At 65.5% G+C, this 20,148-nt stretch carries 19 protein-coding genes; 9 read left to right on the forward strand and 10 right to left on the reverse strand.

Annotation, left to right across the window (positions count from 1 at the left end; all coding sequences use genetic code 11):
* The first annotated feature begins 101 nt into the window (after positions 1 to 101).
* The 4 genes from AC3FLX_RS23775 (at position 102) to AC3FLX_RS23790 (ending at position 2,477) form a co-directional block, all read left to right on the forward strand.
* Positions 102 to 431, forward strand: a complete 330-nt coding sequence (locus AC3FLX_RS23775) for a hypothetical protein (protein WP_488699785.1) — start codon at positions 102 to 104, stop codon at positions 429 to 431.
* A gap of 144 nt (positions 432 to 575) precedes the next feature.
* Positions 576 to 1,463, forward strand: a complete 888-nt coding sequence (gene prmC / locus AC3FLX_RS23780) for a peptide chain release factor N(5)-glutamine methyltransferase (protein ID WP_488699786.1) — start codon at positions 576 to 578, stop codon at positions 1,461 to 1,463.
* 70 nt (positions 1,464 to 1,533) lie between these two features.
* The gene (grxD, locus tag AC3FLX_RS23785) at positions 1,534 to 1,845 is read left to right on the forward strand and encodes a Grx4 family monothiol glutaredoxin (protein ID WP_061953372.1); all 312 of its coding nucleotides are present in this window, start codon (positions 1,534 to 1,536) and stop codon (positions 1,843 to 1,845) included.
* A gap of 17 nt (positions 1,846 to 1,862) precedes the next feature.
* Positions 1,863 to 2,477, forward strand: a complete 615-nt coding sequence (locus AC3FLX_RS23790) for a UbiX family flavin prenyltransferase (protein ID WP_488699787.1) — start codon at positions 1,863 to 1,865, stop codon at positions 2,475 to 2,477.
* A gap of 148 nt (positions 2,478 to 2,625) precedes the next feature.
* Here AC3FLX_RS23790 and AC3FLX_RS23795 read toward each other — a convergent pair whose 3' ends face one another.
* From AC3FLX_RS23795 to AC3FLX_RS23805, 3 genes are all read right to left on the reverse strand, one after another.
* Positions 2,626 to 2,844 carry a hypothetical protein gene (locus AC3FLX_RS23795; protein WP_488699788.1) on the reverse strand — a complete coding sequence of 73 codons (219 nt, stop codon included), beginning with the start codon at positions 2,842 to 2,844 and terminating at the stop codon, positions 2,626 to 2,628.
* Between the two features lie 150 nt (positions 2,845 to 2,994).
* Positions 2,995 to 4,533, reverse strand: coding sequence for an L-piperidine-6-carboxylate dehydrogenase (gene amaB / locus AC3FLX_RS23800; protein ID WP_488699789.1), 1,539 nt, complete (start codon positions 4,531 to 4,533; stop codon positions 2,995 to 2,997).
* Complete coding sequence (locus AC3FLX_RS23805; RefSeq protein ID WP_488699790.1) at positions 4,530 to 5,723, reverse strand: saccharopine dehydrogenase family protein; 1,194 nt, start codon at positions 5,721 to 5,723, stop codon at positions 4,530 to 4,532. Before AC3FLX_RS23805 ends, amaB begins: the two co-directional genes overlap by 4 nt.
* 137 nt (positions 5,724 to 5,860) lie before the next feature.
* Here AC3FLX_RS23805 and AC3FLX_RS23810 point away from each other — a divergent pair, with 137 nt between their 5' ends.
* Both AC3FLX_RS23810 and dapB read left to right on the forward strand, forming a co-directional pair.
* A complete protein-coding gene (locus AC3FLX_RS23810; protein WP_488699791.1) occupies positions 5,861 to 6,310 on the forward strand; it encodes an Lrp/AsnC family transcriptional regulator in 450 nt (149 codons plus the stop codon).
* 70 nt (positions 6,311 to 6,380) lie between these two features.
* A complete protein-coding gene (dapB, locus tag AC3FLX_RS23815) occupies positions 6,381 to 7,190 on the forward strand; it encodes a 4-hydroxy-tetrahydrodipicolinate reductase (RefSeq protein WP_488699792.1) in 810 nt (269 codons plus the stop codon).
* A 21-nt stretch (positions 7,191 to 7,211) separates the two neighbouring features.
* Here dapB and AC3FLX_RS23820 read toward each other — a convergent pair whose 3' ends face one another.
* The 4 genes from AC3FLX_RS23820 to AC3FLX_RS23835 form a co-directional block, all read right to left on the reverse strand.
* On the reverse strand, positions 7,212 to 7,982 hold the full coding sequence (locus AC3FLX_RS23820) for a hypothetical protein (RefSeq protein WP_488699793.1): 771 nt from the start codon (positions 7,980 to 7,982) through the stop codon (positions 7,212 to 7,214).
* 101 nt (positions 7,983 to 8,083) lie between these two features.
* Positions 8,084 to 8,380: a hypothetical protein gene (locus tag AC3FLX_RS23825; protein ID WP_488699794.1), complete on the reverse strand. Its 297-nt coding sequence runs from the start codon at positions 8,378 to 8,380 to the stop codon at positions 8,084 to 8,086.
* A 240-nt stretch (positions 8,381 to 8,620) separates the two neighbouring features.
* On the reverse strand, positions 8,621 to 9,592 hold the full coding sequence (locus AC3FLX_RS23830) for a Bug family tripartite tricarboxylate transporter substrate binding protein (protein ID WP_488699795.1): 972 nt from the start codon (positions 9,590 to 9,592) through the stop codon (positions 8,621 to 8,623).
* Between the two features lie 63 nt (positions 9,593 to 9,655).
* Positions 9,656 to 11,149 (reverse strand): acyl-CoA synthetase, encoded by a 1,494-nt coding sequence (locus tag AC3FLX_RS23835; protein ID WP_488699796.1) that lies wholly within the window; start codon positions 11,147 to 11,149, stop codon positions 9,656 to 9,658.
* A gap of 131 nt (positions 11,150 to 11,280) precedes the next feature.
* On the opposite strand from AC3FLX_RS23835, the gene AC3FLX_RS23840 reads away from it, so the two are divergent.
* From AC3FLX_RS23840 to AC3FLX_RS23850, 3 genes are all read left to right on the forward strand, one after another.
* Entirely contained in the window at positions 11,281 to 12,201 is a 921-nt protein-coding gene (locus AC3FLX_RS23840) for a LysR family transcriptional regulator (RefSeq protein WP_488699797.1), read from the forward strand.
* Positions 12,202 to 12,278: 77 nt separating this feature from the next.
* Positions 12,279 to 12,791, forward strand: coding sequence for a winged helix-turn-helix transcriptional regulator (locus AC3FLX_RS23845; protein WP_488699798.1), 513 nt, complete (start codon positions 12,279 to 12,281; stop codon positions 12,789 to 12,791).
* A complete protein-coding gene (locus tag AC3FLX_RS23850) occupies positions 12,778 to 14,142 on the forward strand; it encodes an MATE family efflux transporter (RefSeq protein WP_488699799.1) in 1,365 nt (454 codons plus the stop codon). The genes AC3FLX_RS23845 and AC3FLX_RS23850 overlap by 14 nt, the downstream gene beginning before the upstream one ends.
* Positions 14,143 to 14,234: 92 nt before the next feature.
* Here AC3FLX_RS23850 and AC3FLX_RS23855 read toward each other — a convergent pair whose 3' ends face one another.
* Genes AC3FLX_RS23855 through AC3FLX_RS23865 form a run of 3 tightly spaced genes read right to left on the reverse strand, consistent with a single transcriptional unit; the run spans position 14,235 to position 20,098 of the window.
* Entirely contained in the window at positions 14,235 to 15,695 is a 1,461-nt protein-coding gene (locus AC3FLX_RS23855; protein ID WP_488699800.1) for an efflux transporter outer membrane subunit, read from the reverse strand.
* On the reverse strand, positions 15,692 to 18,865 hold the full coding sequence (locus tag AC3FLX_RS23860; protein WP_488699801.1) for an efflux RND transporter permease subunit: 3,174 nt from the start codon (positions 18,863 to 18,865) through the stop codon (positions 15,692 to 15,694). Before AC3FLX_RS23860 ends, AC3FLX_RS23855 begins: the two co-directional genes overlap by 4 nt.
* Before the next feature lie 12 nt (positions 18,866 to 18,877).
* The gene (locus AC3FLX_RS23865) at positions 18,878 to 20,098 is read right to left on the reverse strand and encodes an efflux RND transporter periplasmic adaptor subunit (protein ID WP_488699802.1); all 1,221 of its coding nucleotides are present in this window, start codon (positions 20,096 to 20,098) and stop codon (positions 18,878 to 18,880) included.
* Between the last annotated feature and the right edge of the window lie 50 nt (positions 20,099 to 20,148).

Genomic DNA, 20,148 nt, shown 5'->3' on the forward strand with positions numbered 1-20,148 from the left:
ACCGGACCACCCCAATGCGTCACTTTTGAAGTAACCGGCACGCGGGGGAATCGAAGTCTGGATGGATGTCACTCCTCTAACAGACACACAAGGACGAAATCATGAACAAGCTGCTCGCCGTACTGATGCTCACCGCCGCCATTTCCGTCGCCGCCTGCGGCAAGAAGGAAGAGGCACCGCAAACCAGCGCTGACAGCGCCATGCAGAACGCCGCCGAATCGGCCAAGGCTGCCGCCAGCGACGCCGCCGCCGCGGCTTCGAACGCCGCCGACGCCGCCAAGGCCGCCGCAAGCGGTGTTGCCTCGGACGTCTCCGCCGCCGCCGACAAGGCCCGCGTGGATGCCGGCAACGCAATGGCAAACGCCAAAGACGCCGCCAAGGACGCCGTCAACACCACGGCCGACAAGGCCAAGGACGCTGTCAACAAATAATCGCTCCACCCAGGCGCACGCGCTAATGCAGGCCGGAATCGGCTTACACTAGGCGCCTGAAAAGCAGAGCCGCGCAAGAACCCCGTCAGGCCCACGCCCGACGGGGTTTTTTGCGAGTTGGCCGCTGGATTCCACGTCACGCCGATGTCATCGACCCCCACGGGCGACCTGCCGCCCCTCCCCTCCACGCCCACGCTACGCGAGGCGCTGACGCTTGCCGCCATGACCGGGCTGCCCGCGCTGGAGGCTCGCATGCTGCTGTCACACGTCACCGGGTTCACGCGCACGCAGTTGATTACGCGCGATGCCGATCCACTCAACGAAGCCCAGCGCGATGCGTTTTCCACACTGCTCGCGCGCCGGCTGACCGGCGAACCGATGGCCTACCTGCTGGGCGAACGCGAGTTTTTTGGCCGCACGTTCCGGGTTACGCCCGATGTGCTGATCCCGCGCCCGGACACCGAAGTGGCCGCCGAGGCATCGCTGGCCCGGCTCGCCGGCATCCATGCGCCACGGGTGCTCGACATGGGCACCGGCTCGGGCATCCTCGCCGTGACCATCGCCCGCGAGCGGCCCGATGCGGAGGTCTGGGCCACCGATATCTCGCGTGGCGCGCTGATGGTGGCGCAGGACAACGCCCGTGCCCTGCAGGCCGACAACATCCGTTTTCTGGTATCGGACTGGTATCAGGCCCTGCCACCTGGGCAGCACTTTCATTTGATCGTGAGCAATCCGCCCTATATTGCCGCTGGTGATCCACATCTTGCCGAGGGCGACCTGCGTTTCGAACCGATCGATGCGCTGACCGACCACGAGGACGGCCTGGCGGACCTGCGCGCCATCGTGGCCGGCGCCACGGAACGTCTGCTGCCGGGCGGCTGGTTGCTGATGGAGCATGGCTATGACCAGGGCTACGCCACGCGCCATCTGCTGACCACGGCCGGCTTTGCCGAGGTCTTTACCGCACGCGATCTCGGCGACAACGAGCGCTGTAGCGGCGGTCGGCTGCCGGGCGAGTTTCCGGGGCGATAACCCTACCTGATGCCGGAGCGCGATTCCGGTAAAATCCGCTGATCCCCCATGCAACCGGAACGTTTTCATCATGAGTGACGTACAACAGAAGATCGACCAGATCGTAAAGGGCAGCCCTGTGGTGCTGTTCATGAAGGGCACCGCGCAATTCCCGATGTGCGGTTTCTCGGGCCGTGCGATCCAGATCCTGAAGGCCTGCGGCGTGGACGCGCCGACCACGGTCAACGTGCTCGAAGACGACGGCATCCGCCAGGGCATCAAGGAGTATGCGAACTGGCCGACGATTCCGCAGCTCTACGTGAATGGCGAGTTCGTCGGCGGCTCGGACATCATGATGGAGATGTACCAGAACGGCGAGCTGCAATCGCTGCTGAAGGCCTGAGCCTTTCTGGAACCATCATGCCCGTGAATCCAGGCGGCGTGCCGCAACGGCTGATCGTCGCCATCACGGGCGCCACCGGCGCCATCTACGGCGTCCGGCTCCTGCAGGTGCTGAAAGGCGTAAGCGGTGTGGAAACCCACCTGCTGATGTCGCCTGCCGGCGTCATGAACCTGCAGCACGAACTCGACATTGGCCGCGCGGAAGTGGAAGCGCTTGCCGACGTGGTGCACAACGTGCGCGATATCGGCGCGACCATCGCCAGCGGTTCGTTCCGCGCCCACGCGATGATCGTCGCGCCGTGTTCGATGCGCACGCTGGCCGCCGTGGCCCACGGCCTGTCCGACAATCTCATCACGCGAGCGGCCGACGTTACGCTCAAGGAACGTCGCAAGCTGGTGCTGATGGTGCGTGAGACCCCGCTGAACCTGGCGCACCTGCGCAACATGACCGCCGTGACCGAGATGGGCGGCATCGTGTTTCCACCCGTGCCGGGGTTCTATCAGAAGCCGCGGACCATCGCCGAACTCGTCGACCATACCGTGGGTCGCGTGCTCGATCTGGTGGACCTGCGCGAAGTTGGTGAAACGCTCGCGCCCGGATGGGGCGGGTTGAATGGCACCACTAGCGACTGAGACTGACTGCTTTCCCCCTCGGCTGTCTCTCCCCGTTTTCTCCCCCTCTTCCGCATGAACTGGTTTCTCCGTGGCTTTGCTCCCCTCACCTGCTACTTGTCGGCGAGGAGAGTTTGCTTCCGGCGTTCACGCGGTATTGCTTTATTGCTTACCAGTGCCTGTAGTACCGGCGGCCATAGTAGCCACCGTAGTAGCCGTACGCCGGCCGCACCACGACCGCGGGTGGCGACACATATACCGGTGCCGGCGCGACTGCCACCGGTGCCGGTCCCACTTCGGGGCCGTACGGCGTGGGATATACCGCGCAGCCGCCAAGCATGGCTGCACCAGTCACTGCCAAGCCCAATACAATCGCTTTCGTTCTCATCGCAACGTCCTTTTGTCACAGGCACTGCGAATCGCAATGCGCTGCTCTTAAGAACGTTATACGGGGGGGTCCGGTAATACAGCGTCAAGGCGCTGTAACCATTGTTACGATTCGCAACCTCTTCATGCATGTAAGTCGAGGAGGGATGGCTCAGACATCGAAGCGGATACCCTGGGCCAGCGGCAACGTGTCTCCATAGTTGATCGTATTGGTGGCGCGCCGCATGTAGCCTTTCCATGCATCGGAACCGGATTCTCGGCCGCCGCCGGTTGCCTTCTCTCCGCCAAACGCGCCACCAATTTCCGCGCCGCTGGTGCCGATGTTGACGTTGGCGATGCCGCAATCGCTGCCCGCCGCCGACAGGAACATCTCCGCCTCGCGCAACGATTCCGTGAAGATGCACGACGACAGGCCATGCGATGCCGCATTGTTCAGCGCGATGGCCTCGTCCAGCGATGTGTACGGCATCAGGTAGAGGATCGGCGCGAAGGTTTCGGTCAGCATCGTGTCGTGCTGGCTATCGGTCAGCACCAACGCCGGCCGCACGTAGCAGGCATGCGGATAACGGTCGGCCAGCAACCGCTCGCCGCCGTGCACGACGTTGCCCTGCGCGCGGCAACTGGCCAGCGCGTTGGCCATGACATCGCCAGCGGCTGCATCGATCAACGGTCCGACCAGCGTCCCGTCCTGCAGCGGATCGCCTACCGGCAGCCGCGCGTACACCTGCCGCAAACGCTGCGTCACGGTTTCGATCAGGTCCGCGTGCACGAACGCACGACGCAACGTGGTACAGCGCTGGCCGGCCGTGCCGGCCGCCGCGAACGTCATCGCACGGATCGTCATTTCCAGGTTAGCCGACGGCGCGACGATGGCCGCGTTGTTGCCGCCCAGCTCCAGGATGGCGCGCTTGAAATGCGCGGCGCAGGCCATGCCGACCTCGCGGCCCATGCGCGTCGAACCGGTTGCGCTGACCAGCCGCACCGATGGATGCTGCACCAGCGCCTGCCCGAGCTGGCGCCCGCCCGTCAGCACGCAGGACAGACCGGAAAACTGCGGCGCATGTTCGTCGATCACACGATCGAGCAGACCCTGAACGGCCAGCGCGCACAACGGTGTCTTCTCCGACGGCTTCCAGACCACGCCATTGCCACACACCAGCGCCAGCGCGGCGTTCCACGCCCAAACCGCCACCGGGAAATTGAACGCCGAGATCACGCCGCAGAGGCCATACGGATGCCAGGTCTCGCGCATCGCGTGCGCCGGCCGCTCCGAGGCAATCGTCAGCCCATGCAACTGGCGCGACAGCCCCACCGCGAAGTCGCAGATATCGATCATTTCCTGCACTTCGCCCAGCCCTTCCTGCAGGATCTTTCCGGCTTCCATCGATACCAGCCGACCCAGCGCAGGCTTGTGGGCGCGCAGTGCCTCGCCAAGCCGCCGCACCACCTCGCCGCGTACCGGGGCCGGTGTCAGCGCCCAGATGCTCTGCGCGGCGTGGGCGCGGGCGATGCGCGCGTCGGCATCGGCGGGAGAACAAACCGGCAACTGGCCGAACACTTCGCCGTCGATCGGTGACCGCACGGGCAACGTGCCCGGCGCGGCCTGGTTGGTGGCGGTCCATGCCTGTTGCGGCAGGCCCATGTCCCGCCAGCAGTCTGCAAACTTCCGGGCAAACTCCTGCGCTTTCATGCGAGCGTCTCCTGTAGTGGATGCCGTGCGTAATGCTGGCCGAACCGGTTGGCCATGAAGCGGCCCAGCGGCATGGCTTCCTGCCTCACGAATCCGGCCTGCGGCAACACGCCGGTGGCCACGAGGTCCAGCGCGGTGCAGATGCCCGCCGCGGTGGTCAGCTGGATTGCGTTGACATGGCCGATGCCCGCGAAATCATCCATTCCGCCGATCCGCGCCGAGAACGATGCCTGGGTCAGCGGCCCGCGTTTGCCCTCGCCTCGCACGCCGGGCGGGTGGCCCGTGGCGCTGGCGAACACGATCACCACATCCTGCTCGGTCACCGGAATGGCGTGCTCGAAGATCTCGCGCAGCCAGTCGCGGCGCTCGCGCAGGCGCAGGTCGTTCAGCAGCAGCTTCATCTGGGCACAGTGGCCGGGATAGCGGATGGATTTGTAGTCGACCTGGCGCGCGCGTCCCGCCAGCGTGTCGGGCAAGGTGCCCAGGCCCCCTGAAGTATTAAAGGCTTCGTACTCCACGCCGTCCAGTGCGAAAGTCTCCTGGCCCTCCAGCGCGGGCAGTTCCACGCGACGGCCATCGACAATCGCTTCGCACGGGTTGCAGTACTCGTTGATCAGCCCCTCGGTGCTCCACGTGAGGTTGTACTTGAGGGCATTGCTGGGATAGCGCGGCAGCGCGCCCACGCGCATGCGAAGGTCCAGCAGCTCACCGCCGCGCCCCAGAAAGCGCTGCGCCAGATCGTGTCCCACCACGCCGATAAAGCCAGGCGCCAGCCCGCATTGCGGCATCAGCACCGACCGTGCGCCGTTGGCCAGCGTGCGGATGGCATGGGTCGCGGCCACGTCCTCGGTCAGGTCGAAGTAGTGCACACCGAGTCGCGTGGCCACCGTGGCCACATGCACCGCCGCATGGAACGGCAGCGCGTTCAGCACCGCATCGGCGCCGGCCAGCAAGGCCGCACAGGTGCCGGGTTCGGTCGGATCGCCCGCGCGCACGGCGATCTCGCGCGGCAGGCCATCGAGCCGGTGCGCGTCGTGATCGACCAGGCAAACGCGGTAGTCGCCGGAATTGGCCAGCATCGTGGCAATCACACGGCCAATCTTGCCCGCACCGAGCACGACGACCGAAAGCGGACGGGGGGCGTGAGTCAGGTCACGCGCGGAAGCGGGACCCAGCGTGGAGGGTTGCATGGCTGACTCCGTCAGAAACTTGTTGTCGGTGACTGAAGTATGGGCAGTGGCGCGCACGTTTTATAGCCACAAGATTGACGAAAGCCCTGCATAATCGGTCGTACTGACATCGTATTTCGACGAAACGTCAAACTCATATGGCTGACCTCGACCACACTGACCGGCATCTGCTGGCACTGCTGCAAGCCAATGCGCGCGAAAGCGCGGCCAATCTGTCGCGTGCGCTGGGCATTGCACGCACCACGGTCGTGGCGCGCATTGCCCGGCTGGAGCGCACGGGCGTGATCGCCGGCTACGGCGTGCGCCTTGGCAGCCAGATGGAAGACAACGCGATCCTGGCGTTCTGCGGACTATCGGTGCAGCCGAAGTCGGCGCCCGCGGTGGTGAAGGCACTGCAGCGGCTGCCCGAAATAGAAGAACTGAACTCGGTGAGCGGCCCGGTCGACTACATGGCCGTCATCCGCTGCGACACCCATGCGCGGCTAGACAAACTGCTCGATGAGATCGGCATGCTCGATGGCGTGAACCATACGACGACGTCGATCGTGCTGGCGCGCAAGATCGATCGGCGGCGGGCGGCGGATTGATGGCGCGGCCAGCGCGCCCGAGGCCGGCGCGCTATGCTTGCTCCCCTTGCCACCGGATAAGGAGAGAACGATGACCGACAACATTCGCGTTGCCGTAGGCGGCGTCACCGGATGGGCCGGAGGTGAACTCGCGCGGGGCGTTGCGCACGCCGCCGACATGACGCTCGTTGCCGGCCTTTCGCGTGGCGCGGCGGGCCAGACGCTGGCCAGCCTGACCGGCCACAAGGACACGCCGGGCGTGGCCGCCGCCAGTATCGAGGAACTTGGGCAGACGCCCTACGACGTCTACGTCGAGTACACCAAGCCGGCCGTCGCCAAGCACAACATCCTGCAGGCGCTGGCGCACGGAGCGCACGTGGTGGTGGGGACTTCGGGACTGTCCGATGATGACTACGCCGAGATCGACGCCGCCGCGCGCAAGGCCGAACGCGGCGTGCTGGCCTGCGGCAATTTCGCCATCACGGTGGTGCTGTTGCAGAAGTTTGCCGAAGCGGCCGCCCGGCACCTCGATCACTTCGAGATCATCGACTACGCCAAGGCCGGCAAGGTCGACGTGCCGTCGGGCACCGTGCGGGAACTGGCATTCCGGCTCGGCCAGGTCAAACAGGCCGCGCAGGCCGTGCCCGTGGATCAGGTCAGCGGACCGAAGGAGACGCGCGGTGCCACGATGTCGGGGGTGCAGGTCCACGCGGTGCGGCTACCCGGCTATCAGCTTGGCGTCGAGGTGATCTTTGGCGCCGATGGCCAGCGCCTGCACCTCAAGCACGAGGCAGGCGACGGTTCCAAGCCCTATGTGTCCGGCGCCTTGCTGGCCATCCGCAAGGTCGGCACGCTGCGTGGCGTGGTGCGCGGGCTGGATAAGGTCATGGAAGGGCTGTGACGCCCTTCCATGCCATGCGGCTTACCAGCTGCCAGGATTGACCGGTTTGGCGGAGGCTTTCTTCTCCGCCTTGTCGGTCTTTTCCGTCTTATCGGTTTTTTCTGACTTTTCGGTCTTGCCGCCCTTGGCCGCCGCTGCGGAAGCAGGCGGTGCCAACGACTTTGCAACCTCGGCATCGCGGTTGGCCATCAGCGCGCGCGCCTGCGGCAGCAGAAGCTCGATCGTGCCTTCAGCCGGATCTTCGGGGATTGCGTACAGCTCAATCGTCAGCGGCTTGCGCATCCAGCCGGCGTGGATGGTCTTGACGCTCTTGCCAGCCTTGTCCTTCATGTCCTCCATTTCCTGGCGGAACGGCTTGCCATAGCGGGCGTTCAGCGCCTGCGCGGCGGCGTCCTGCGAGCGGATGCCATCGGTCGGCACGATCAGGCCCACCAGTGCGTTGCCATCGGCGAGCGCTATCAGTCGCGGGCCATCCATGAAGGTGGGACGCTGGTCGCGCGGCACACCTACCTGGCGCATCACGCCATCGCCACGCAGTTCCACGCAGTACGCGGTCACGTCCTTGCCGTCAGGCGTCCGGTGGTCGGCGCAATCGGGCAGCGCCGGCAGCGGGCTGCCGATCTCGAGCGTGTCGAGCATCGTCGAAAAACGGTCCTTGCCGTCGATGTTCGGCGCGGCAGCGGCTTTGGTGACAGGCTGCGCGGCGGGCGCGGCAGGCGCTGCCGGTGCGGCATGGGCGACGGTTGTCGCCAGCAGGGCGGCTGCGGCCAGCCCGGCAAGAGGAAATCTCAAAACACACTCCTGGAAATCGGCTCCGCGTTGGAGCCTGCCCCGGGCCGAGGGTTCCTGCCGGGCACCGCATCAATGATGTGATGCCGGGTCGACAGCGTCGGTCAGAGCATATGCTTCACGGCCTGAAAGCATACCAGCGCGACGCCGATCAGCAGCGCCCACAGGATCAGCTTCGGCACCTGGCTCGGCGGCAACTGCCGTGGCGGCGTGCGTTGCGCCACGGGTACGCGCATGCGGGTGTTGGTCTGCAGGCCGCGCGTATGCCAGATGGCGGTGTCGGCGTTCAGGTCGCCCCACGGGGCGCCTTGCCTGGGCGCGCCCGGCTTCGACGCATTGCTGCGCGGCGCGTTGCCGTGGGACGTGGTTGGGCGCGTGCCGCCCGGTCGTTGCGTGGCCATTTCCTGCTCCCCCGAAATGCTTCGAATGCCAGTTCGCCCGACGAGTCGATGTGCCGCCGGAACACATGCACGCCGTCCGATCTACTGCCAACGGTCAGTGCGCGGCACATGGTATGACAACGCGCAAGTGCCCGCTACGGGGCTTCGATGCCAAACCCACACTTCGACTGCGTGGCGCGGCAAAGACTTTGTAACCACCTGTAACTCCGCGCGCGGGCGGGGGGAGAAGTGCGGAAAGCGTCAGTCCAGGCTGATGCTGTTGGCGCGAATGACCTTGCCCCAGTTGTCACGATCGGCGTTCACAAAACGATCGATCTCCGCCTGGGTGCGCGGTTGCTGCACGACCAGCCCGAGCGCACTGAACACATTGCGGAACTGCGCCTCGGTCAGCACGTGCGACGCCGCGGCCTGAAGCTTCGCAACGGCGTCCGGCGGCGTCTGGGCCGGCACGGCCAGTCCGAACCACGTGGATGCATGGAAGTTCGGATAGCCGCTTTCCGCCACGGTCGGCACGTTGGGCAGCACGTCCAGGCGCGCGCGCGTCGTTACGGCCAGGGCCTTGAGCTTGCCGGCCTTGATGTGCGGCAGAGAGGTACTGACCACGTCGACCATCAACTGCGTGTCGTTGGCCAGCAGTGACGACAGTGCCGGCGCGCTGCCGTTGTAGGGCACGTGCGTCATCTCGATGCCAAGCTCGGATTTCAGCATTTCCGTGGCCAGCTGCAGCGGATTGCCAAGCCCTACCGACGAATAGTTGAGCTTGCCGCCCGCCGCCTTCGCATAGCCGGCAAAGTCCTTGATCGTGCTGGCCGGCACCTGGTTGTTGGTGACCACCACGAGCGGTACCTCGATGCCGATCAGGATGACCTTGAAGTCCTTCGGGTCGTAGCCGGTCTTCTTGTAGAGCATCGGGTTCAGCACCATGCTCGCGCTGCTGCCCATCAGCACCGTGTAGCCATCGGGCTGCGCACGCGCCACGCTCTGCGTGCCAACCATCGTGTTGGCGCCGGGGCGGTTCTCCACCACCACGGGCTGTTTCAGTTCGCGTGCCATGCCTTCGGCCATCGCGCGGCCGAACTGGTCCGTCGAGCCACCGGGGGTATAGGGAACGACCAGCTTCACCGGACGCTCGGGGTAGGCAGCAAAGGCCGATGGGATGGCAAGCGCCATGCCGAGTGCGGCGGCACAGAGTCTGAAGGTAATACGGTTCATGGTTGTCTCCTGCTTCTTGTTCTGGAGCGTCCGCGTCTCTGGCGACCGCCTCTTTCGTTCACATCAAACCCGCCGCTGCCTGCCCGCCCAGTGCTGGTCGCGCAGGCGGCGCTTGGCCAGCTTGCCGGTCTCATCGCGCGGCAACTGGGCCACGATCTCGATCGTGCGCGGCACCTTGAAACCGGACAGCCGGCCACGCAGCCAGTCGATGACGGCCTCCGGTTCGACGCCCGCACCTGCCACCGGCTGCACCACCGCGTGCAGGCGCTCGCCGTACTCGTCGTCAGGTACGCCGAACACCACGCAGTCCGCCACGCCGGGGTAGTGCACCAGCTCGTGTTCGATCTCGGCGGGATAGATGTTCACGCCGCCCGAGATCACCATGTCCGATGCACGGTCGCAGATGAACAGATAGCCGTCGGCATCGACGTAGCCCATGTCACCAAGCGCGACGCGGCCGTCGATATCGATGGCACGCCGTGCCGCATCGTTGTTCAGGTACGTGAAATCGGGATACGCGGGCTGGCGGACGTAGACCAGGCCCACCTCTCCGGGCGCGCAAGGCTTGCCGTTTTCGTCGATGATCCGCACGCTGCCTCCATCGACGGGACGCCCCGCCGTGCCGGGCCGCATGGCGGCGTCCTCCGGCGTGGCCACGGTGACCAGTCCGGCTTCGCTGGACGCGTAGGTTTCGTGGATCACCGGCCCGAACCAGTCGAGCATGGCTCGCTTGACCTCGGGCGCGCACGGCGAGCCGGTCGATGCCACAAAGCGGATCGACGACAGGTCGTATCGCGCGCGCACTTCCGCCGGCAGCTTGAGCAGCCGCACGTACATGATCGGCACCAGGTAAAGCACGTCGATACGATGCTTTTCCACCAGCGCCAGCACCTGCTCCGCATCGAAGCGCGGCGTCAGCACCAGCCGCTCGGCCATCTGCAGGGCGTTCTGCACGAACACGCTCGGGGCGCTGTGATAGAGCGGCGCCGACATCAGGGCACGGCAGCCCGGCACGATTCCGTATGCCTGCCTGATCAGCGAACGCAGACCGGTCTGCTGCGCTTCCAGCTCATCGAGCGGCACCGGCTGGCGCAACACGCCCTTGGGCCGGCCGGTGGTGCCGGAGGTATAGGCCAGATGCCCGCGCGGCGCCACGCGCGGGCCATCGTACGGCGTCTGCGCGGCGAGCCACGGTTCGTACTCGATGGCATCGGGATGCGCGCCTCCCACGGCCAGCACCACCACGCCGGCCGGCACCACCGCCTGCACCGCCGCCAGCAGGTCGGCATGGACGATCAGCACGCGCGCGCCGCTATCCTCCAGCAGAAAGCGCACTTCCTCGGCCGTGAAATGCCAGTTGATCGGGCAGTAGTAGGTGCCAGCCATGCGGCAAGCAAACACCACGTCGGCGAACACCGGATCGTTGCGCAGCAGCACCGCGACGACCGCGCCCTGCTCAAGTCCAAAGCGCCGCAGGCCGCCAGCCAGCCTGGTGCCACGCTCCTGCACCTCGTCACCGGGGCGTTGCAACGATTCGAACCAGAGGTCTGCGGGCATGCGGGGTCTCCTTGAAATGCGACTTCTCGACTAATAGCAGAGCACTGTAGCGATGCACGCTGCCGTCGACAATCCCGTCAACCGGAATCACAATGTTGCGTCAAACTTGACATTGCTTTCAGAGAAGTCGCATGGACCTCAATCTCGTTCAGGCCTTTGTAGATATCGTCGAAGCGGGCAACCTGGCCGAGGCCGGACGTCGGCGCGGCGTCACCCGGTCGCAGATCAGCCGGCAGCTCGGGCAGCTTGAAGAGCAGGCCGGCACCATGTTGCTGCGCCGGACCACGCGCCACCTGGAAATGACCGATGCCGGCCAGTCGCTTTACGAGCACGGCCTGCGCATCCTGCAGGAGATGGCGGCGGCACAGGCCGAGATCGACAGCCTGGGCAAGACACTGCGCGGCCATGTGCGCGTCAGCGTGCCAACCGGCCTGGGCGACGCCTTTATCGCCCCGCTGCTGCTGCGTTTTGCCGAACTGCATCCCGGCATCTCGCTGCGTGTGTTCTTTGCGAACCGCGTCACCGACCTGATCGCCGCCGAGATCGATGTGGCGCTGAAGGTGACCTCGCTGCCGCCGCTGGATACGGTGGCACGCGAAGTCTGCGCCATCCGCTGGCAATTGTGCGCATCGCCCGAATACCTGGCGCGCGTGCCGCCGCTGCAGAAGCCGCCAGACCTGGCCGAGTGCCGCTTCCTGTGCCCGCCCTACACTTCCAGACGTTTCCTGTTGACGCTGGGCCGGGATTCGTCCTGCGGACCGGAGCGCCACGACGTCGAGATTACGCCTTACCTGCAATCCGAACATTTCCCGTTCCTGATGAATGCCGTGCGGCAGGGACACGGCATCAGCCTGCTGCCGGTCTACATGGGCTGGGAAGACGTGCGCCGTGGCGCACTGGTGCCGGTGCTGCCCGAGTGGAAGCCGGAGGGCCTGGGCAATCGGCTCTACATCATCACCACGCCGAATCCGCACCTGTCGATGGCGACGCGGGCATTGATCGGGTATTTGCGGGAGGCGGTGGCGGGGCTGCCGGTATTCGCACAGGCCTGACAAAAAACGCCTACAAACTTTCAAATCGCAAGCTATCATCCTTTTTACTTGCATATCAAAAGTAAAAAGAGGAGACGATGGCACACACGGACTTTGCCAACATGCCATGCCCGGTGGCGCGTTCGATGGCGATGCTGGGCGAGCGATGGGCGATCCTGCTGATGCGGGAGGTCTACTACGGCAGTTCCCGCTTCGACGAATTCGAAAAGCACCTCGGCATCGCACCGAACATTCTCAGTGCACGGCTCAAGACGCTGGTCGAGCATGGGCTGCTGGAAAAAGTGCCAGCCCCTGGCGGCGGCGCGCGGCAGGTGTATCTGCTGACCGAAATGGGGCGCGACTTCTTTCCGGTTTATGTATCGCTCAAGGCCTGGGCAGACCGCTGGCTGGCCGATGAAAAGGGGCCGCTGACCGTGCTGGAAGACAAGCGCGACGGCAGGGAAATCGTGGCCGGATGCCTGACCCGGCCCGATGGCAGCACGATTTCGGTGGATGACCTGCGCGTCCGGCCCGGCCCTGGCGCCGGCCGGTATCTGCGCGAACGGTTCGGCACGCAGCCTGCCCCGGAGGCCACCGATGAGCAAGTCTGATTCCCTGACCCTGAACGCCTCGGCTACGCCAGCCGAGTCCGTTTCCTCCTACGAGATTGCCCGCCGTATCGCCGTGCTGGCGGCGCCCACCAGCCTCGTCGCATTTCTGCAGGCCGGCTCGCAGTTGATCGAAACCTGGCTGGCCGCGCGGCAAGGCACGGAGGCATTGGCCGGCTGGGCGGTCGTGCTGCCATTTGCCTTGTTGCTGCAGCAGATGTCCGCCGGCGCGATGGGTGGTGGCGTCGTCTCGGCCATCGCGCGCGCGCTCGGTGCGGGCAAGCGCGAAGATGCGTCATCGCTGGTGATGCACGCCGTGATCATCGCGGTCACCGCGGGCCTGGTCTTCGCCATCGTACTGGCAGGCTTTCCACGTGAGGTATTTGGCGCCGTGGCCGGTTCCACGGCGGCCGAAGCCGCGGCGACCTATGCAATCTGGCTGTTCGGTGCCGGCGCGGTGCCAGCGTGGCTGGCCAATACGCTCGCGTCAGTGCTGCGCGGCGGCGGGCGGCATGCGCTGGCGGCGCGCGTGCTGGCCGGCATGTGGATCGCCTTTCCGATACTCGCATGGTGGTTCTCGGAAACGCTCGGCATGGGCCTGGCCGGCATTGGCGCCGGGCTGGCGGCTGCATCGTGGGCGGCGGCGCTGATGATGGCTTGGGTGGTAATGCGCGGGGGCGCCGGCTTTGTGCCGACGCTGCGCGTGAAGCTGTTGGGTGCGCTGTTTCATCGAATTCTCGCCGTCGGGCTGATCGCCTGCGCGCTGGCATCGGTGGCGAACCTCACCACGATCCTGGTCACGGCGCAGCTTCGCCACTACGGCACCACGGCCGTCGCGGCCTATGGCATCTCCGCCCGGCTGGAATTCCTGATGATTCCGCTGGCATTCGGCGTGGGATCGGCCCTGACCGCGCTCGTCGGCCGCTCGGTTGGCGCGGGCGACTGGCACACCGCACGCCGCACCGCCTGGGTAGGCGCCCTGCTTGCGCTGCTGCTTGCCGGCAGTGTCGGTGCCGCGGTCGGGCTGGCCCCAACCAAGTTCGCCTCACTGTTCACCAAGGACGTCGAAGTGGCAGCCATCGCGGCGCAAGCGTTGTCGTGGGTCGGTCCGGCATTCGGCGGATTCGGGCTGGGCATGGCGCTTTACTTTGCCTCGCTCGGTGCAGCGCGCATGCGCTGGCCGGTCGTCGCGGGCTTGAGCCGGATCGGCCTGGCGGCCGGCGGCGGCTGGGTGCTGGCCAACGTGGCCGGAATGGGCCTCGATGGCCATTTCCTGGGCGTGGCGCTAGGCATCACGGCCTATGGACTGGTCACGGCAATAGGTGTGCGCAAGGGTGAGTGGTCACCGCGCTAACCTGCTGAAGGGCTGACGACCGGTCCCCTCTCCCATTCGTGGGAAAGGCGGGCCGGATGAACCATCCGCGCAGTCGAAGACGACGGGCGAACCTAGCGCGTGGTTGGCGTGTTCGCCTTGGCCTCGCCCACCAGGCCGGCATCCCGCACATCGGGCGGCACTGCCGGCCACCCTCCGCCCAGCGCCTTGTACAGCCCGGCCGCGCTCGTCAGCACGTCGACCTGCCCCTGGATCGCCGCAAGCTGCACGCTGAACAGCTTCTGCCGTGCATCGGTGACTTCGAGATAGCTCGAATAGCCGCCCTCGTAGCGTGCGTTGGCCTGGTCCGCGTAGATCGTCAGGCTCTGCTCCTGCTTGCGCAGGCTGATCAGCCGGTTGCGCGTTTCGATGCCGTTGGCCAGCGACGTGTTCACATCGGCCAGTGCATTCAGCACACTCGACTGATAGCCAAGCATCGCCTGGCTGCTGACTGCTTCCGCCGCATTGACCTGCCCGCGAATCGCGCCGCCCTGGAATACGGGCTGCGTCAGGTTCGCGCCGAATCCCCATATCTGCGATGCGCTGTGCCACAGCGCGCCCGGTGAAGTGGCGAGCGCTCCGAAAAATCCCGACAGATTGACCGATGGCAGGAACAGCGCCTGCGCCGCACCCACCTGCGCATTGGCGGCCACGGCCTGCTGCTCGGCCTGCAATACGTCGGGCCGGCGCGCCAGCAGTGCGGCCGGCAGGTCGGCGCCCACGCCCGGAGCCTGCAGATCCGTGATCGATTTGCCCCGCTCGATCGTTCCCGGCTCGCGTCCCAGCAGCAGCGACAGCGCGTTCTCTGTCTGCGCGATCGAACTACGCAGCGTTGGAATCGTCGCCTCGGCCGAGTAGTAATCGTTTTCCGATTGTGCAAGCTCGACCTGCGAAATCACGCCGCCTTCATAGCGCTGCTTGAAGATGTCCAGCGCCTGGCCGCGCGTGACCAACGTCTGCTGCGCGACTTCCAATTGCGCATCGAACCCGCGCAGCGTGGCATACCCTTGCACGACCGATGCGGCCAGCGACAGCACCACGCCGCGCCGCGTGTATTCGGCATTCCACAGGCTGGCTTCCGCGGCTTCGGCCTGCCGTCGGATGCGGCCCCAGAGGTCGATCTCCCAACTCGCGTTCAGCAGTGCCTCGTACGAATTGCGCGGCCCGCCGAACGACTCGAACGCCGTGCCATTCAACGTGCCGCCCTTCTGCCGTCCCGCCGCTGCCGTCGCGTTGATTTGCGGATAGAAACCCGACCGCGCAATCATCAACTGCGCGCGGAATTCGTCGATACGCGCCGATGCGATGCGCGCGTCGTAGTTGTTGCGCAGCGCGGTCTCGACCATCGCCGTCAACACCGGGTCATTGAAACTGTTCCACCAGTCGTCGTCAGCCGCCACGGTCAGCAGGCCCGTATCGAGCCGGTACGCCGGTGGCTGGGCCACCTCGGGGCGCTGGTAATTGGGGCCGATGGAACAGGCCGACATCAGGCCGGCACCGAGGGCCAGCATCGCGCAGCGGCAGGTACGCTTCATGACGGTTCTCCAGCTTGGGGCGTGGGCGGCGTGACGGCGGATTCCGGCACGGGTCCGCGCTTGCGCGCCGCCCACTTGTCCGCCGCCGAGCCAACGATCCACGAGAACAGCGGCACGAACAACAGCGCCAGCGTCGTGGCCGCAATCATGCCGCCGATGATGCCGGTACCGATCGAATGGCGCGAGTTCGACCCCGCCCCCGAAGCGATGAACAGCGGCACCGCGCCCAGGATGAACGCCAGCGACGTCATCACGATCGGACGCAGCCGCAGCTTGGCTGCCTCGACCGCGGCATCGGCATGCGACAAACCTTCCTTGTGCTTCATTACCGCGAACTCGACGATCAGGATCGCGTTCTTCGCGGCCAGTCCTATCAGCGTCACCATGCCGATCTGGAAGTACACGTCGTTCGACAGCCCTCGCAACAGAATCGCCAATAGCGCGCCAAAGATGCCGAACGGCACCGCCGTCAGGATCGACAGCGGCAGCGACCACGACTCGTACTGCGCCGCCAGGATCAGGAACACCATGACGATGCCAAACACGAACACGATGGTGGTGGTGTTGCCCGATTTCTTCTGCTCGAACGCCTCGCCGCTCCATGCAAAGCTGTAGCTGGCCGGCAGCGTTTCGCGCGCCACGGCCTCCATCGCGGCCAGTGCCTGGCCGGAGCTATAGCCAGGCGCGGCATCGCCGGTGATCTTCGCCGCTGGGAAATTGTTAAAGCGCGACAGCAGGTCCGGCCCGCTGCCGTAGTGGTTCAACAATAGTCCAGATACCGGCACCATCTTGTTGTCGCGGCCACGCACGTACAGGTATTCCAGATCGTTGGGCGTGCCCCGGTACTGCGGCTCCGCCTGCAGGATCACCTGCCACACGCGGCTGTACTGCGAGAACTGGCTCACGTAGAGCGAACCGAATTGCGTCTGCAGCGTGCCGTACACATCGGAAATCGGCACACCCATCGTTTCGGCCTTCTCCTTGTCCACCTCCACGCGCATCTGGCGTGACGCCGACTGGATCGTGCTGGTCAGGCGGCCCAATTCCTTGTGATTGGCCGCGGCCTTGATGAAGTTGCGCGTCACGCCCTCCAGCTCGGCCGTGCTGCCCGTGCCGCGGTTCTGGACCCAGAACTCGAAGCCGCCTTGCGAACCCAGTCCGGGTATCGATGGCGGGTTCACCGGAATGATGATGGCTTCGGGAATCGCGCGCAGCTTCGGCGTCATTTCGTGCAGCATGGCCGGCACGCCGAGGTCCGCCGAGTCGCGCTTCTTGAAACTCTTCATGCCGACGAACACGGTGCCCGCATTGGTCTTGTACTGGCTGTCGATAAAGCTGTAGCCCGACAGCGCCGATGCATCCTCCACGGCGGGATGCTGCCGGAACATCGCCGCCACCTGCTCGGTCACTTTCTCCGTGCGGTCCAGGCTGGCCGAGTCCGGCATGATCACGGCCACGAGGATGTAGCCCTGATCCTCGGCCGGAACGAACGCCGTGGGGATGTGCGAGAACATCTGCCACACCGCCACCATCATCACCGCGAACAGGCCAAGCGCCAGCACCGCGCGTCGCATGAAGCCGCGCACCCAGGTGCCATAGTGGTGCACCAGCCGGTCAAACTTGTCGTTGAACCAGACAAAGCCGCGCCACGGCGTGTGATGTCCCGGCTTCAGGATCATCGCGGCCAGCGCGGGCGACAGCGTCAACGCGCAGAAGCCCGAGATCACCACCGACACCACAATGGTCAGCGCGAACTGCCGGTATAGCTGGCCGGTGGTGCCCGACACGAACGCCACCGGTATGAACACGGCGGAAAGCACGAGCACGATGGCGATCACCGGGCCGGTCACTTCCTCCATCGCGCGCAACGTCGCTTCGCGCGGCGACAGCTTGAACTCCGCCATGTTCCGCTCGACGTTCTCCACCACCACGATGGCATCGTCCACCACGATGCCGATGGCCAGCACGAGCGCGAACAGCGTCAGCAGATTGATCGAAAACCCGAGCGCCAGCAGCCCGGCAAACGTGCCGATGATCGACACGAACACGGCCAGCACCGGAATCACCGTGGCGCGGAAGTTCTGCAGGAAGATGAACACCACCAGCACCACCAGGATCACGGCTTCCACCAGCGTGTGCACCACTTCCTCGATCGAAGCGCTGACGAACTCGGTGGTATCGAGCGATATTTTGTACGCCATGCCAGCCGGGAACGTCTTCGACATTTCATCGAGCGTCTTCTTCACATCCTTGGCCACCTGAATCGCGTTGGAGCCGGGCTGCTGGTAGACCGCGATGATCGTCGCCGCCTTGCTGTTCAACGACGAACGCAGCGTGTACTGCTGCTGGCCGATCTCCGCATGCCCCACATCGCGCAGCCGTACAATGGCCGCGCCCTGGCTGTCGGCGCGCAGGATGATGTTGTCGAACTGCTCGGGCGTGGTCAGCCGTCCCGGCGTGACCAGCGGGAACGACAACTCCACCGGCTTGGCATTCGGTGCCTGCCCGACGCTGCCGGCACCGAACTGTTCGTTCTGGCTTTGCACGGCGCGCTGCACGTCCTGCGCGGTGATACCAAGCGCGGCCATGCGATCCGGCCGCAGCCAGATGCGCATCGCCAGATCCGCCGAACCCATGATCTGCGCCTGATTGGCGCCGTTCACGCGCTTGATGGCATCGAGTACATACAGGTTCGCGTAGTTGTTGATGTACTGCTGATCGAATCGGCCATCGGGCGAATAGACGGCAATCAGCAGCAGGAAGCTCGACGAGCGCTTTTGCACGTTGATACCGGTCTTCTGCACCGTATCGGGCAACTGCGGCAGCGCCAGGTTCACGCGGTTCTGGACCTGCACCTGCGCCGTGTCCGGATCGGTGCCGATGTCGAAGTAGACGTTCAGCGTCATCGATCCGGTTGGCGAGGACGTGGACTGCATGTAGATCATGTTGTCCGCGCCATTGACCTGGGTCTCGATCGGCGCGGCCACTGTCTGGGCCACCGTATCGGAGTCGGCGCCCGCGTAGGTGGCGCTGACGGTCACCTGCGGCGGCGTGATATCGGGATACTGGGCGATGGGCAGCGCGAACATCGCCACGCCGCCGCCGATGACAATGATCAGCGATATGACCATCGCGAAGATCGGCCGGTTGACGCAGAAGGCTGAGAGCATGGCGGCCTCCGGTCAGGGCTTGGTGGCGGTTGGCGCGGAAGCCCCCGCGGACGCGGGTGCCGCGGGCCGGCTGCCCTCGCCCACGGCCGCCAGCGGTGCGTCGCCGGTGACGCGCACCGGCGCGCCTTCGGTGAGCTTGCCGGCGCCGTCGACCACCACCACCTCGTCGGGCTGCAAGCCCTTGGCGATGCGCCACATCGGACCGGACAACTCGCCCACCATCACCGGGCGCGGCATGGCCTTGTTGTCCTTGTCGATGACAAACACGACGTCGCCTTTCGGCCCGTGCATCACCGCGCGCTGCGGGACGACGATGGCATTGGGGCGCCGGGCGCCGTCCACCAGCACGCGCACGAACTGGCCTGGCCGTAGCACCCCGTCGGGATTGGGCATCAGCGCGCGCACCAGGAAGGTACCGGTCTGCTGGTTGTAGGTGGCATCGGCGAACGTGATGCGGCCCTGGTGCGGATACTCGCTGCCATCGGCCATGACGACGGTGACGGTGTAATGCTGGTCGTCGGGCACGACTAGCGACTTATCGAGTCGCTGCGCGCGGAATTGCAGTGTCTGCGGCTCGGACACGCTGAAGTTGATCCGCATCGGCTGCAGCGTGGACACCGTGGTCAGCAGACTGTTGGTGGTGCTGACATAGGCACCTTCGGGCAGCACCGCGAAACTCGATACGCCGTCCACCGGTGCGCGCACATAGGTATAGGACAGGTTCAGCTGCTGGGTTTCCACCTCGGCGATGGCCTGCTCCACGCCCGCCGAGGCTTCATGAAAATTTCCGGTGGCATCGTCGAGATCTTTCTGCGAAAGCGCGTTGCGCGCCGCCAGTGGCTTCACACGCGCCAGATTGGCGCGGGCCACTTCGAGCCGCGCCTTCTGCTGCTGCAACTGCGCGCGGGCGGCATCGAGCTGGGCCTGAAACGGCTTGTGATCGATCTCGAAGAGCAGCTGGTTCGTCTTGACCACCGCACCTTCGGTGTAATTACGCTTGATCAGGAAACCAGCCACGCGGGCGCGGATGTCAACGGCCTGGTCGCTCTGCGTCTGTCCGACGAAATCGAACGTGACCGGCAGGTCCTGCGCACGGGTCTTGAAGACCTGCACGGGAACGGCCTGCTGTGCCGCCGCTGGTGGTTCGGACTTGCCGCAGGCGGCCAGTGTCAGGATGGTCGCTACGAAAACCGCAATCCGGCGCACCCGCGCCATCTGAACTGCCCGCGTCATCAGCCGCTCCTTGGCGTACCGGGCGCGCAATGCGCCCCTGTATGCGGCAG

Source organism: Cupriavidus sp. 291-E7, from assembly GCF_057798835.1.